14 protein-coding genes are annotated in these 14,683 nt (G+C 47.0%); 8 read left to right on the top strand and 6 right to left on the bottom strand.

Translation table 11 applies throughout. The annotated features are described in order from the left end of the window. Positions 1 to 17: 17 nt before the first annotated feature. Complete coding sequence (locus HMPREF3144_RS02560) at positions 18 to 206, bottom strand: DUF3460 family protein (protein WP_026156913.1); 189 nt, start codon at positions 204 to 206, stop codon at positions 18 to 20. A gap of 132 nt (positions 207 to 338) precedes the next feature. Between HMPREF3144_RS02560 and HMPREF3144_RS02555 the strand changes: the two genes are divergently transcribed. From HMPREF3144_RS02555 to mutY, 3 genes are read left to right on the top strand one after another with little or no spacing between them, the layout of a single operon-like run. After that, positions 339 to 1,010 carry a cell division ATP-binding protein FtsE gene (locus tag HMPREF3144_RS02555; RefSeq protein ID WP_018027056.1) on the top strand — a complete coding sequence of 224 codons (672 nt, stop codon included), beginning with the start codon at positions 339 to 341 and terminating at the stop codon, positions 1,008 to 1,010. After that, complete coding sequence (locus HMPREF3144_RS02550; RefSeq protein WP_048767109.1) at positions 1,003 to 1,923, top strand: cell division protein FtsX; 921 nt, start codon at positions 1,003 to 1,005, stop codon at positions 1,921 to 1,923. Before HMPREF3144_RS02555 ends, HMPREF3144_RS02550 begins: the two co-directional genes overlap by 8 nt. A 6-nt stretch (positions 1,924 to 1,929) precedes the next feature. Next, entirely contained in the window at positions 1,930 to 3,015 is a 1,086-nt protein-coding gene (gene mutY, locus HMPREF3144_RS02545; protein ID WP_070476234.1) for an A/G-specific adenine glycosylase, read from the top strand. On the opposite strand, the gene rodA is transcribed toward mutY, so the two are convergent. From rodA to HMPREF3144_RS02520, 5 genes are read right to left on the bottom strand one after another with little or no spacing between them, the layout of a single operon-like run. Further along, positions 3,012 to 4,172 (bottom strand): rod shape-determining protein RodA, encoded by a 1,161-nt coding sequence (gene rodA, locus HMPREF3144_RS02540; RefSeq protein ID WP_026156914.1) that lies wholly within the window; start codon positions 4,170 to 4,172, stop codon positions 3,012 to 3,014. The genes mutY and rodA overlap by 4 nt on opposite strands. Then, positions 4,172 to 6,244 carry a penicillin-binding protein 2 gene (mrdA, locus tag HMPREF3144_RS02535; RefSeq protein ID WP_070476232.1) on the bottom strand — a complete coding sequence of 691 codons (2,073 nt, stop codon included), beginning with the start codon at positions 6,242 to 6,244 and terminating at the stop codon, positions 4,172 to 4,174. Before mrdA ends, rodA begins: the two co-directional genes overlap by 1 nt. An 11-nt stretch (positions 6,245 to 6,255) precedes the next feature. Further along, on the bottom strand, positions 6,256 to 6,819 hold the full coding sequence (gene mreD / locus HMPREF3144_RS02530; RefSeq protein ID WP_018027061.1) for a rod shape-determining protein MreD: 564 nt from the start codon (positions 6,817 to 6,819) through the stop codon (positions 6,256 to 6,258). Between the two features lie 2 nt (positions 6,820 to 6,821). Further along, entirely contained in the window at positions 6,822 to 7,697 is an 876-nt protein-coding gene (gene mreC / locus HMPREF3144_RS02525; RefSeq protein ID WP_040614232.1) for a rod shape-determining protein MreC, read from the bottom strand. 34 nt (positions 7,698 to 7,731) lie between these two features. After that, a complete protein-coding gene (locus HMPREF3144_RS02520) occupies positions 7,732 to 8,775 on the bottom strand; it encodes a rod shape-determining protein (RefSeq protein WP_026156915.1) in 1,044 nt (347 codons plus the stop codon). Positions 8,776 to 9,290: 515 nt separating this feature from the next. Between HMPREF3144_RS02520 and gatC the strand changes: the two genes are divergently transcribed. The 5 genes from gatC to HMPREF3144_RS02495 all read left to right on the top strand — a co-directional run bounded on the left by gatC (position 9,291) and on the right by HMPREF3144_RS02495 (position 14,360). After that, a complete protein-coding gene (gene gatC, locus HMPREF3144_RS02515; protein WP_036558796.1) occupies positions 9,291 to 9,599 on the top strand; it encodes an Asp-tRNA(Asn)/Glu-tRNA(Gln) amidotransferase subunit GatC in 309 nt (102 codons plus the stop codon). A gap of 15 nt (positions 9,600 to 9,614) precedes the next feature. Continuing rightward, entirely contained in the window at positions 9,615 to 11,123 is a 1,509-nt protein-coding gene (gatA, locus tag HMPREF3144_RS02510; RefSeq protein ID WP_040614236.1) for an Asp-tRNA(Asn)/Glu-tRNA(Gln) amidotransferase subunit GatA, read from the top strand. Between the two features lie 3 nt (positions 11,124 to 11,126). After that, the gene (gatB, locus tag HMPREF3144_RS02505) at positions 11,127 to 12,581 is read left to right on the top strand and encodes an Asp-tRNA(Asn)/Glu-tRNA(Gln) amidotransferase subunit GatB (protein ID WP_070476230.1); all 1,455 of its coding nucleotides are present in this window, start codon (positions 11,127 to 11,129) and stop codon (positions 12,579 to 12,581) included. Between the two features lie 275 nt (positions 12,582 to 12,856). Next, entirely contained in the window at positions 12,857 to 13,738 is an 882-nt protein-coding gene (locus HMPREF3144_RS02500; RefSeq protein ID WP_018027067.1) for a DUF3289 family protein, read from the top strand. 79 nt (positions 13,739 to 13,817) lie between these two features. Beyond that, positions 13,818 to 14,360: a DUF943 family protein gene (locus HMPREF3144_RS02495; RefSeq protein WP_018027068.1), complete on the top strand. Its 543-nt coding sequence runs from the start codon at positions 13,818 to 13,820 to the stop codon at positions 14,358 to 14,360. Positions 14,361 to 14,683: the final 323 nt, after the last annotated feature.

Genomic DNA, 14,683 nt, shown 5'->3' with positions numbered 1-14,683 from the left:
TGCGCTAACGACAGGACTTATTTATTGTAGTAGACATAGGGTTTTTGAGGGACACGAGCAGATTTATACTGCTCCTGTAGTTCTAAATCGATGGCCTTATCCCACAGGCGTAGACGACCCTCACGCTGCTTTTGTTCGGTCTCAGGGTGATCCTTTTTGTATTGCTTGATAAACTGAGTCACATCAGAAACATAACTACCCATCATATTTCCTTTTATAAATAACCATAAGTAATTTTAGAGTTTAGCAGAAAGCAAGGCATGGGCTACGCTAAAAAACCCTCTTTACTGTTAAAATCATGCTATCAATAGTTTTATACAGCTTTTTCTCAGGCAGCAATGATTGAATTCCAACATGTTTTCAAATCCTATGGACAGGGACCGAATATCCTCGCCGATCTTAATTTTAAAATTAATGCCGGTGAGTTTATTTTTGTCTCCGGACCTTCAGGTGCAGGTAAGTCCACGCTATTGAAGCTTATCGGCGGCTTAGAGAAGCCTAGCCGCGGCATGATCTCTATCAAGGGTCAGCGCCTTGACAAGATGCAGTCCCGTGAACGACCCTTTTTACGTCGTCGAGTCGGGATTATTTTGCAAGATACTCACCTACTCTACGATCGTAGTGCCTTGGCAAATGTGATGCTGCCGATGGCGGTGATGGGACACAGCACGCAAAGCGCCGAGGCCCGAGCACGTGCTGCCATTTACAAGGTCGGTTTAGGTGGCAAGGAGCGTATGAATCCAATTGAGCTATCAGGCGGTGAGCAGCAACGCTTAGCCATTGCCCGTGCCATTGTTAATCGTCCGGCCATTTTGATTGCTGATGAGCCTACGGCTAACTTAGATCAAGAAAACGCACGCTTAATTCTGGATGTGTTTAAGGACTTTAATCAAGTCGGTGTGACTACCCTCATTGCCTCCCACGATAAGCCTTTATTACAGCAACACGCTAACCGCACACTGTTAGTTGAACCGGGTCGCTTTGTTGATTTGGGGGTACATTATGCGTAGTTGGCTTAGACAACACGGCTATGCCCTTAAGGTGGCGCTACGTCGTATTATCCAAACGCCTTTTTCTTCCTTGGCCAATATCTTAGTGATTGCCTTTGTGCTATCCCTACCCTTGATTGCCGCCTCCTTGCTGGTCTCTCTGGAACCGGTCACGCGCACGGTGTCGGTTAATCCAGCCATCACGCTCTTTATGAAGGACACGCTCAGTCTAGACGAGACGAATGAGCTATCTCAACGCATCCGTGCAGATAGTTCAGATCTGATCCAAATGATTGAGGTGGTTGATAAGAATAAGGCCTTAGAGGATTTAAAAAACACTCCGGCTTGGTCCGAGTCACTCAGTGTGCTCCCTAAAAACCCCCTACCCCACGCCATTATCGTGACCCTCAGCAATTCCGGTCAGGACTTTGTGAATTCCGAACGGGTATTGGCATTAGCCGATGAGTTTGCAGGATACGATGAGGTTGATCTTGTGCAATTCGATAGCGAATGGGTACAAAAATTACAGGCCATCATGACCTTTATTAAGGTCGTCTTAGTATTATTGGCTATCGGGGTCTCCGTGGTCGTTATTGCTACCGTCTTTAATACGGTACGGATGCAGGCCTTGGTTCAACGGGATGAGATCTCCGTTGCCCGTCTTGTTGGCGCTACCGAGAGCTTTGTCCGTCGTCCTTTTTTATACTTTGGGGCGGTGGTCGGCTTTGTGGCTGGGATCGTGGCTATTTTATTAAGCAGTTTTGCGCTGATGCTGCTCAATAACTCGATTCAAGAAGTAATTAGTCAGACCTATGATCAGCCCTTTATGGTTCAACTCCCAGAGACTTTTTGGCTGATTTTTAGCATTGTGTTAGCCATGATCGTCGCTGCGGTTGCGGCGCGTTGGTCAGTCACTCGCCACAGCAAGTTTTAATTATTAATGACTAGTTTTGTGCATACGCTATGTGCTTGGCAACAAGCACATGGTCGTCATAATTTACCGTGGCAAAGCCAGGACCCCTACAAAGTCTGGCTTTCTGAAATTATGCTGCAGCAAACGCAGGTCACGACAGTGATTGATTACTATCAACGCTTTCTAGAGCGCTTTCCTGATATTTTTAGTCTTGCCGCTGCCGAACAAAGCGAGGTCTTAAGCTATTGGGCTGGACTGGGTTACTATGCACGAGCACGTAATCTATATCGTTGCGCCCAGATCGTGGTGGCGGAGTATCAGGGCGTATTTCCACAGACACCGGAACAAATCATGGCGCTACCGGGCATCGGTCGCTCCACCGCCCATGCCATCATGGCCTTTTGCTATAACGCCCCTACGCCCATTATGGATGGCAATGTTAAACGGCTATTTACCCGCTACTTTGGCATCATCGGTCCCACCACTAGCGCTGCCGTGGAAAAGCAGTTATGGGCTCAAGCAGAAGCAACACTACAAACGGCGCTTAAGCAAAACCAGCACACGCTTGATATGGCTTGCTACACGCAAGCCCTGATGGACTTTGGATCCTTGATCTGCACTCGCTCAAAGCCTCAGTGTGAGCGTTGCCCACTGGCTGCAGACTGCTATGCCAAAATGCATCATATGCAACAGCAACTACCGACACCCAAGGCTAAGAAGTCTACGCCCACACGCCATACGGTCATGTTAATGTTAGTGCATGAGGGGCAGATACTATTAGAGCAACGACCGCAAGCAGGCATTTGGGGTGGGCTGTTATCATTACCCGAGTTTGCTGACGAAGAAACACTGCTGCATTATTTACAACATCGCGGTTTAGCCCCAACAAGCAAAAAAGAGCTAATTAAACTAGCTGCTTTTGAGCATATTTTTAGTCATTTTAAGCTGCATATTCAAGCGTATTTAGTTAGGATTAAGGAAGTCAATCAACGACAAAGCTTTGAAGCTGAGCGCCAATTTTACCCTCTCAATCAATGGCAAACACTGCCTTTACCCAAGCCGGTGAGCAGCTTATTAGACACCCTAAGTGAGCTGAGTGACAGCGCAAGCTAGCGCTCTAGATATTCGCGTTTATCCTCGCTACTCGGTACATAATTCGCAATACTCATTAACATACCGCAAGCCAGCCCCAAGGTCACCAAAGCGGTACCACCATAGCTCATAAAAGGTAAGGGCACGCCCACCACCGGCAAAATCCCCATGACCATGCCCATATTGACAAAAATATAGACAAAAAATGTCATGGTAATGGCACCGGCCAACAAACGTCCAAACTGGGTTTTGGCCTTTAAGGCAATGATAAAGCCGCGCAACAGCAAGATGGTATATAGCGCCAATAATAAAATACAGCCATATAAACCAAATTCCTCAGCATAGACCGCAAAAATAAAGTCCGTGGTACGCTCAGGAATAAAATCCAAATGGGTTTGCGTACCTTGCATATAGCCTTTACCATAAACCCCACCGGAGCCAATCGCGATCATCGCTTGAATCGTGTGGAAGCCCTTGCCCAAGGGGTCTTTAGCTGGATCCATCAAGGTGCAGACGCGATGCTTTTGATACTCACGTAAAACCACCCAGTCAAACTCCGGCTGACAAAGTGTTTCTTGAAATGTGATAATCAGGGTCAAAGCGGTCACGCCAATCACAAACACCGGCAAAATCAATTTAAATGAAAGACCGGCAAAATAAATCACAAAAAAACCGCTAGCAAAGACCAATAAGGCCGTACCTAAATCTGGCTGCTTAATAATCAAAGCAAATGGCACTAATAAAAGCAGCGTCGCCACCATAAAATCCATTAAGGATAAACTGTTGCGATAACGGTCAAAATACCAGGCCAACATCAACGGCATTGCAAGCTTCATTATCTCTGAGGGTTGTAAGCTAAGCACCCCTAAATCCAGCCAACGCGTCGCCCCCTTTTGAGTGGTACCAAACAATAATACCGCAAGCAGCAACAACAGCCCCAAGCCATAGACTGGCACGGCCAAACGCATCAATAAAGGCGGCTTAACCATGGCCATAAACCACATCGCAAAAAAGGCCACGGCAAAGTTTCTGAGCTGGCCCGCAAAACGATAGTCGGTACTACCGACTGCTGAATGCATCACCAACATACTTAGACCGAAAAAGGCCAATAAAATAAGCAGTAGCGGCCAGTCAAAACTGCGTAAAGAACGCAGTATTAGATTCATCAGCTTAGTCATCATCCGCCAACGCCTCCCTCAGCCGGCGTCAAAGCACGGCGACGCGTTTGCTGATTCGTAGTGGGATTACCGACAATCTCCGGTAATGACTGCTGTTCATCCTCTTCTTCAAGATTCGTCGGTGCCGCAGGAATTTCGATATCGGGTGACACACTTTCGGAGAGATCGCCCTCCTCCAAGAAATTCGGCACATAGCTTTGTTGATTGCGATGCTGTACATCATCGGCTAACCAATAATCAAAGACCTTTCTGGCAATCGGCGCGGCGACCGTAGAGCCCCAGCCGCCATTTTCAACGATCACTGCCACCGCAATGGTGGGATTTTCAACCGGTGCGTAGCCCATATACAACGCATGGTCATGTAAACGCTTATTAAGATTACGGGCGTTATAAGTGGAGCCACGTAAGCTGAAGACCTGAGCAGTACCCGTTTTACCGGCCGACTTATAATTTGTGCGTTGAAACACGCGGCGCGCCGTACCATGGGTTGGCACCTCCGCCAAAGCCCTTTTAATCACATCAATATCTGCCTGCCTTAGATCGATTTTATATTCAGGCGCTCGCACCACCTGCTCAGCTCGTCGTTGACTCGGATTTTCCAACCAATTAACAATATGCGGACGTGTATAAACACCGTTGGCAGCCAAGGTCGCCGTGGCTTGGGCTAATTGCATAATGGTAAAGGAGTTATAACCCTGCCCTACCGCCACTGAAATCGTCTCACCCGGGAACCAGCTTTGTTGCTTCGGATTTTTAAAGGCACTTTGCTTCCATGCGCGTGACGGTAAAATACCTTTTTTCTCATGTGGCAAATCAATGCCGGTTTGCTTACCAAAGCCGAACTGAATAGCAAAATCATGGATAGCATCGACCCCCAAAATCGGCCCTAAGCCAAAGAAATAGGTATCTGAGGACACCACTAAGGCCCGGTGCATATCCAACGAACCATACACCGCACTACCTGCGTTTCTAAAACGCTGTCCGCCAAATTCAAAATAACCGGGGTCATGAATACGGGTTTTAGCATCGCGCGCATTGAGGGTTAAAGCAGCCAAGGCAATAAAAGGCTTATAGGTAGAACCAATGGGAAAGGTACCGTAAATCGGTCGATCGATCAAAGGATGATCGGGTGAATCCGATAAACGACGCCAATTCTCTACATCAATCCCATCAACAAATAAATTGGGATCAAAGGATGGTGCCGATACATAAGCTAAAACCTGACCATTTCTCGGATCAATCGCAACCACCGCACCACGTTGAGGATTTTTTTCATCATTAAATACCCCCTCAATCATGCGCTGTAGTCCCATATCAATGGAAAGTCTGAGGTTATCGCCGGGAATGGGATCACTACGCTCTAACACCCGTACCGGGCGGCCAGAGGCGGCAATTTCAACTTGCTCCCAACCGGGCTTACCGTGCAACTGCTTTTCATAGCTGAGCTCAAGCCCTTTTTTACCAATTACATCGGTGCCCCGATAATCACCAATTAAGCCTGCCTCCTCAATGCGCTCACGGTCTTTTTCAGAAATACGACCAATATAGCCAATTAAATGTGCAGCCGACTCACCCTGCGGATACTCTCGCACCCAACGCGCGCGAATGCTAACACCCGGATACTTAAAAGCGCGCACTGCAAAGGTGGCTGCCTCTTCATCCGTCAAATTACTGCGCAGAATAATTGAGGTATAGCGGGTATTGGCCTCCATCCGCTGCTTAAAGCGACGTATATCCAAGGCCGAGATGGGAATGATGTTCGACACTTCCTCGATCAGCGCATCAATATTTTTCACCTGTCCGGGCACCACCTCAAGGGTGTAATCTCTATAGCTATGCGCCAGAATTTCGCCATTGCGATCATAGATATTACCCCGTTTGGGCGTGATCGGTACCAAGGAGATACGGTTATTATCGGCCCGTTCAGAAAAGCCCTGATAACGTTCTACCTGCAACACCCAAAGACGGTAAATCAAAATCGTAAAGCAAGCCAACACAAAAACCGCCGCCACCGCAATACGCAAGCGATTTCTGCTACGCTCGATTTTGATCCGTCGTCTTTGTTCAAACATCGTTCAGCCCACTACACTACCGCATCTTCATCATTTGCTAGCTGCCAAGGTAGCTTCAATACCAGATGTACACAGAGCCACAAAAATACATTAAGAAAGCCCCCCAACATCCAGCCCCAACCGCTCCAGGTACCAGCGGCCCAGGCATGAATCATATGCTGCGGCATCGGCACCAATAAAAAAACCGGTAGCATATAAACCATTTGACCGATGACGTCAAAATTCATCATCACTTTGCGGATTTTAACCACGCAATACATGGTAAACACATAGGTCAATGCACTACTGCCTAAGATGGTCGTATCATGCACGTCCAGCAAATAACCAAAGATAAAAGCCGCTACCAAACCTACGCCAGCTGCACTATGCGCCCCCCAAAAGGCTAACACCACGAGCAGTAAATCGGGTGAGCCCTCCCAATTTCTCCAAGGCAGAAGCGAGGCCATTGCAGCAAAGAAAATACTGATCCACACATAATAAGGATTAGCGTAAAAGGTATACTGCACGGCGCGTAAAGGACGTAGACTCTCTAAATTACGACGACCCTGCTCGCGCTCATTTTCTCTACGTACCATCGCTATTGCTCCTTGAACAGTGCTTCTTCATCCACCTCATCAGGGGGTGTATGTAATAACACCAAAAAATGACGATGACGGTCTGGGTGAGCACTAGGCTCAGCAATGGCCCGCACAAAACCTTGGGCACTATTCGTTTCGATGGAGGTAATACGTCCTATCATCAGCCCGGCGGGATAATAACCACCAATCCCGCTACTGACCAACTCATCGCCCACCTTGATATCAACATCGAGCGATAAATAACGCACTTCAATCTGTCCCGGTCTACCGCTTCCAAACACCAATACTCGGATGCCATTTCTCTGTAATAGTGCCGGTACTGAGGTCTTATCATCGGTAACCAAGGCCGCTTCCGAGGTCTGTGCAGTGACGCGACGAATTTGACCAACAATACCGCCCTCGGCAATCACCGGCATACCCGGTTGAATCCCGTCATGACTGCCTTTATTTAAGATAATGGTTTCCTTAAAGGGGTGCGCTGGTGTATACAATACCTCCACCGCCACCGAAGGCACTTCAACTGAGGCCTTAACCCCCAAAAGACGGCGCAGCTGCACATTTTCCGCCTCCATTTGCATCGCCCGCATACTTAAGCGGGCATTTTCGATGCGAGCGCTTTCGCTTGTGCGAATTTGCGCCTCGGTCTGGGTCACAAAGCGTGACCAATCATAGACGCTGCTAACCAAATCCTTGGGCCAAATCGCCACCCGTTGAAAAGGATAAATTAAGGTCGCAGAAAGGCGTCGAACGGGTTCTAAAACAGACCAATTCGCATCAACAATCATGAGAGCAACACATAGCAAGGCTAGAAAGAATAGCTTCACCTCACTAGCTATTCCCTGCCTAAAAAGATGTGGTGACTTTTTAGTCGACATTGTAAAAGCGGAAAAAAAGAGCGATGGCTAACACTTACTCATTAACAAAAACAGTGCCTAAACGCTCTAAATGCTCTAAGGCCTCACCGCAACCATTAACCACACAAGCCAGTGGATCCTCGGCCACCACTACTGGAATACCTGTCTCTTCTTGCAGTAAACGATCGAGGTCGCGCAATAAGGCACCCCCACCGGTTAAGGCAATGCCTTTTTCCGTAATATCTGCACCTAACTCAGGTGGTGTCTGCTCTAAACCAATTTTGACCGCTGACACAATCTGATTTAAAGGATCACTTAAAGACTCTAAAATCTCTTTGGAACTGATGGTAAAGCTGCGCGGAACACCCTCGGTCATATTACGACCCTTGACCTCAATCTCCTTATTTTCGGTGGAGGGGAAAGCTGAACCAATCTCTTTTTTAATCAGTTCTGCTGTCGGGTCACCAATCAGCATGCCTTTATTGCGACGAATATAGTTGATGATCGATTCGTCAAACTTATCACCGCCGACACGTACGGAGCCCTTATACACCATACCACCTAGCGAAATCACGGCAACCTCAGTGGTGCCGCCCCCGATATCAACTACCATTGAACCGCTGGCGTCGGAGACATTAAGCCCAGCACCAATTGCTGCCGCCATGGGCTCTTCAATCAAATACACCTGACTAGCACCAGCACCCAAGGCCGCCTCGCGGATAGCACGACGTTCGACTTGAGTTGAACCACAAGGCACGCACACAATAATGCGCGGGCTTGGAGAGATCAAGCTACGCGGATTGACCATACGGATAAACTGCTTAATCATCTGCTCAGTCACCGTAAAATCGGCGATCACACCGTCCTTCATCGGACGAATGGCTTCAATATTGCCAGGAACACGGCCTAGCATCTGCTTAGCTGCCTGACCGACGGCCTGGATAATCTTACGACCGTGGGGACCACCCTCGTGACGAATCGCCACCACCGAAGGCTCATCTAAGACAATGCCCTTACCCCGTACATAAATTAAAGTATTGGCGGTTCCGAGGTCGATCGCCATATCCGTTGAAAAATAACTTCTGAGAAATCCAAACATGATTAAGAGTCTTTGCGATTACAAACAATAACATGCCTACGGTGTGAAACAGAGGCGTTTAGTGCGTCGAGAAATGCCTTTATAGGTAGCAATAGCAGAATAAAAGGCACGACTTAAAGTCAAAACCTGCCCATCAATACGAGCCATTTGCCCATACTAATCTGAGAGTTAACATATGATAACGTATTATGAGAGCGAATCGATAGGATTACGCCTCAATTCTGAAGATGTAACATTAGACTGAGCGCCTAGCCTACTCAGCTAATCTCAGCGATGATTTCCAGATGCATGAGCCGCTTAATCTGCCGTCTATCATTGATGCTATCTACACGAAAATCACGCTCATGGCTTAAGCTAGGCGTATCCTCGCAAAGCACCAAGAAGCAATGCCGCAATCAGCTAGCTTCTCAACACATCAAGGCCCTAGATAACTTATAATAATACCCTTAACACTATAATCCCGGGGCCCAGGATACCTCCTGACGAGCCCTCAAAAACACTATCGATAAACAATCATGTCCTTATCTAATCAAGATGTTAAACACATTGCCCAACTGGCGGCAATTGAGCTTTCAGCTGAGGAGTTACAGCAGTACGAAGGCGACCTTAACTCCCTACTGACGCTATTTAGTAGCTTAAAAAGCATTGACACCGAGGGTGTTTCACCCCTAACTCACCCTTTGGCCATGTTGGCAGAGGTGCAGTTGCCTTTGCGTGATGATATTGTCACCGAAGCTGATACGGTAGCCCATCGCAGCGCCCTGATGAGTAATGCACCGGCCCAAACTGACGGGGTCTTTTTGGTGCCCAAGGTTATTGAATAATTAATTGAGTTAGCTATGTCATTTCCTACCATTGCCGATTTAAATAAAGCACTTAGCAAGAAGCAAGTAAGTGCGGTGGAATTAGCTCAGGAGGCACTTAACAAGGCCTCGAGCTTAAAGCAATTAAATGCGTTTATTGAGATAAATGAGGAATTAAGTTTGGCCCAAGCGGCCGCTGCCGATGATTTATTAGCCCAGGGACAAGGTGACTACCTCACCGGTATCCCCATGGCTCACAAGGATAATTTCGTCACCGAAGGCTGGAAAACGACAGCCGCCAGTAAAATGCTCGCCAACTATCTGAGCCCTTTTGAGGCGACGGTGGTAGAGGATTTACGCAAAGCCGGCACAGTCAACATTGGTAAGCTAAATCTTGACGAGTTTGCGATGGGCTCAAGCAACGAGACCTCCTACTTCGGAGCCTGCTTAAACCCTTGGGACCACAGTAAAATTCCCGGCGGCTCATCGGGCGGTTCGGCCGCTGCCGTTGCTGCTGGCATTATTCCTTTCGCTACGGCAAGCGACACCGGTGGTTCTATTCGCCAACCGGCAGCGCTTTGCGGAGTAACCGGTCTTAAAGCCACCTACGGCGCCATCTCGCGCTGGGGTATTATCGCTTATGCCTCCAGCATGGACCAAGCAGGTATTATCGCTCGTAGCGCTGAGGACATCGTACCAGCCTTGGATCGTATTTGTCACTATGATGCGCGCGACTCTAACAGTGTTAATTATTGCCTTGCGGATAAGAATGAGATTGGCCGTGTACAGGCTCAATACGATAATCAGCGCCGTCAATTTGATAGCGCCGGTGATAAGCCACTCAGCGGTTTACGCGTCGGCGTACCACTCGAGTACCAAGGTGATGAGCTAAATGCAGAGGTTGCAACAGCAGTTAAGGCGGCCATTCAGCAACTAGCGGATCTGGGCGCAGAGATTGTGGAAATCAGTCTACCGCATACACCTGAATGTATTCCAGCGTACTATATTTTATCGCCTGCAGAGGCTTCTTCTAATCTCAGCCGCTTTGACGGCATTCGTTTCGGGCATCGCAGCACCGAAGCTGACAATATTGAGCAATTGATTGCCCGCTCCCGTGCCGAAGGCTTTGGTCATGAAGTACGTCGCCGAGTTTTACTGGGCACCTACGCCTTGTCCGAGGGCTATTATGATGCGCTCTATGTCAAAGCACAACGTGTACGCCGCTTAATTGCTGACGACTTTAAACGCGCCTTTGCCGAGCAATGTGATGTGATCGTAGGCCCTGTAAGTCCTAATGTAGCGCGTAATATCGGTGACAATAAGGATCTCAAAGCAGAGTGGCTAGGTGATATTTTCACCCTCAGCGTCAATCTTGCAGGCCTGCCTGCCATGTCTTTACCATGCGGTTTTAGTAGCGATGCCAAGCCTTTGCCCATCGGTTTACAACTGATTGGCAATTATTTTAAAGAGGGGCAATTGTTGGCCATCGCTGACCGTTATCAACAAAGCACAGACTGGCATACACGTAAACCGACGGAAGTTTAAAAAATGAAATGGGAAATTGTTATCGGTCTGGAGACGCATGTACAGCTCTCGACCGCTTCTAAAATCTTTTCCGGCAGCAGTACCGCTGTTGGTGCCGCACCTAATACGCTAACCTGCGCCAATGACTTAGCGCTCCCGGGCACGCTACCAGTGATGAACCGTGCTGCCGTCCATAAAGCCATTCAATTCGGCTTAGCGATTAATGCCAAGGTGGCCGAATTTTCGCAATTTGAGCGCAAGCATTATTTCTACCCTGATCTACCTAAAAACTATCAGACCTCACAACTGGCACACCCAATTGTCAGTGGTGGTCAAATCAGCTTTATGGTGGGCGATGAATTAAAAACATTAAATTTAACGCGTGCTCACCTAGAGGAAGATGCGGGCAAATCATTACACGAAAACTACCACTTTGAGGACGGTCGTCCGGCCACGGGGATTGACTTAAACCGTACTGGCACACCGCTATTAGAGATTGTTACCGAGCCTGATTTACGCTCAGCTGCTGAAGCTGTCGCCTATGCACGTGCTTTACATAGTTTAGTGGTGTGGCTTGGCGTGTGTGACGGTAATCTGCAAGAGGGTAATTTCCGCTGCGATGCCAACGTTTCCGTACGCCCCATGGGACAAAAGGAGCTCGGTACACGTACCGAAATCAAAAACGTCAACTCCTTCCGCTTTTTAGAGCGCGCCATTGCCTATGAGGCGCAGCGCCAAATCGAGGTGCTCGAAGACGGCGGCAAAATCGTTCAGGAAACCCGTCTCTACGACGATGTCAATGACGAAACGCGCAGTATGCGTAGCAAAGAAGATGCGCAAGACTACCGCTACTTCCCTTGCCCCGATTTACCCCCTCTCATTGTGAGTAAGGAGTGGATTGAAGAAGTTCGTGCGGCTTTGCCTGAATTACCGGCAGCTTGTCGCCAGCGCTATGAATCCGAATTAGGGCTATCAGCCTATGATGCGGCGCAAATGACGGTCAATCGTGAGACCGCTGATTATTTTGAAGCAGTCTTAGCTGAAGCTGGTCAAAAACAAGCTAAAACCATCGCTAACTGGATTATGGGTGATGTTAACGCCACGCTCAATAGCTCCGGCTTGGAAATGGCTGAGATTCCAGTGACCCCAACTGCGCTTGCCAAGCTCGTTACTCGCATCAGTGACGGCACGATTTCTCATAAAGCCGCACGCGATGTATTTCAAGCGCTATGGGCAGGTGAGCATGAGGCTGATGTTGATAAAATCATTGAAGCCAAAGGGCTTAAGCAAATTAGCGACAGTGGTGCCATTGAAGCCTTAGTTGATACCGTCCTAGCCGCTAATGCCGATATTGTTGAAGAATACCGCTCAGGCAAAGACAAAGCCTTCAACTCACTAGTCGGTCGCGTCATGCGCGAAGCTAAGGGTAAGGCCAATCCGGCACAAGTTAATGAGATTCTGAAGCAAAAATTAAGCTAATAGCTTTAACATTGATTTGACCTCCTTCCCCACAAGAGCCAAGATTCTCGTGGGGAAGTTTAAGCTGATAACCACAGTCTTAGCTCATAACACTATTTAAAAACTCTGGCACTCAGCTTAGAGAAACTCATCCGGCTCCCTTCTCCCAGACAATAAGCCGTTCAATCCAAGTCAATGGCCAACGATAGGTCGTTTAATAACGTCGTCATATTATCCAGTTACATTATGGTGACCTTTACTAATTAAAATAACGACTCCATCAATCAACGGCTCATATGAACAGTTTTTCTAGCTATCCGCTAATCTTTAAAACTCAAAGACCATTTAACGACTTTGCTCATGACGATATGCAATTTGGCGATATATCAGCTGATTTGCTACAAAAAAAATTCGGTCTGCGCAACGTATCAAATTATGTTGATCCCTATAAACTAGTAAAGAAGAAACCTACAGGTATTATCACCACCCCCAGCCTACATCTCTTAGAAAAAATAGGACAATACTCCACCGATATCACTTATAAAGAATGTGCTAAGCTCATGTTTAATGAGTTTATAACACTAACTCGGGCTTTTAATGGGATTGGTTCAGGCACCTACGCACCTCTCATCGAGCGATTAGTCCGACATATGCAATATGGTCAGGGGACGCCCTATTTTGATCCAATGTTGGATCTCGCATTCGAAAGGCAAATCAATAATGACTCTAAAATTAATGCCTCAAAAAGAATGTTAGCGAACTCTCTCTCAGAATTTGTTGATTGGAATAAAAAACAGCTACTACTCAATGAAATAATAAAACCAAACTCAGCTTTTTTAAACTCAATAGCTGAATCTATACTCCCAAAATTCAATCGAACCACAGACAATTTCAACGGCATGCGAATCTCAGTGCATGATGTATATGCCATTAGTATTCGAATCAATCCCGCCTCGTTTAAAGTTCAAGGCAATCGTTTCGGTGTCGATGTGTATTATCAAGGACAAGATCATTTTGGCCTAGATCAAGAGGATATTTTAAACCCTCGTTTTAAACGTTTACGAATATTCCCCATCTGGTTTGTACTGCAGCGTTACGACAAATTTAAACCATTTTGCTTTAAACCTTTCTTTACTAACATGAAAGCAAAGATAAGAATTGAGGGACAACGCAACTAAGACGATTAGCCACTCCCCTTTTACTATACCAATGAAACAACTGCACTGATTATTACGAAAAACCACAAGGAGAACAACAGTGACAACGCCCAAACACCAACCTACATCAATCACCAAAACAATAGGTTTTCGTGTGTTTATCTTTCTATTGCTACTGGCCGTTGTCTCGTTTAGTTATAGCTACCTCAATAAAACCTTCTTCAATGAACGCCAAACCAACATCCTAGCGGACGCAACTCGCCTTGTTTCAAAGGCCTCAGGAGCGGACTACATCTTCTTAACAAACCCACCTAAAACGAGCCAAGGTCTCATTGGTTGGTGGATTGAACATCGCCAACTACTAGCGGATTCCTACGGTATCCCCAAAAATGAGCGAATGCAAATTTTTATCTGGGATGCCACGAAGGGATTTAGAGAAACGGATGAACATGATTTCTTCAGTACCGCCAACCTATCCTGCTTCAAAGCCATTACGAGCAAAGAGAACTGCCTGGATTTTGATTACCTAATCATGCGGATCTCCACAACACATGATGGCACCTTTGTTTTCAGGACTATCCATGACGACACCTATCATCAACGTCCTGGCGAAGAAATTAAAAAATCAATATTTGATAATTAAAAAACTTTCTCGTTATGTTCGTTTTCCGAGAGATCTATTTTCTTATCAACGCTGATAAACTGAAGAAGTGTCCAAATTTCCATACCAGACTAACCTTCGCTCACAAAAAAAGCTCTGCCGTCATCACGCACAGAGCCCTAGGTTTTGTTTTTAGTTCTCCTGTCTTCAGCGCTTTTTCTTGGGTCACCCAACAGTTCTTATATAAATCAATGACTTAGGTTAAAATCGTGGTGTTTTTGGGTGACCCGCGAGGTTTAACATGTTTATTCGTGAGAAGAAAAACAAGTCAGGTTGAGACCTTTGCAATAACCCCTCAAACTTCC

It is taken from the genome of Oligella sp. HMSC05A10 (assembly GCF_001808335.1).
In the GTDB taxonomy this organism is placed as follows: domain Bacteria; phylum Pseudomonadota; class Gammaproteobacteria; order Burkholderiales; family Burkholderiaceae_B; genus Oligella; species Oligella urethralis.
This window is presented reverse-complemented; position numbering and strand designations above follow the sequence as displayed.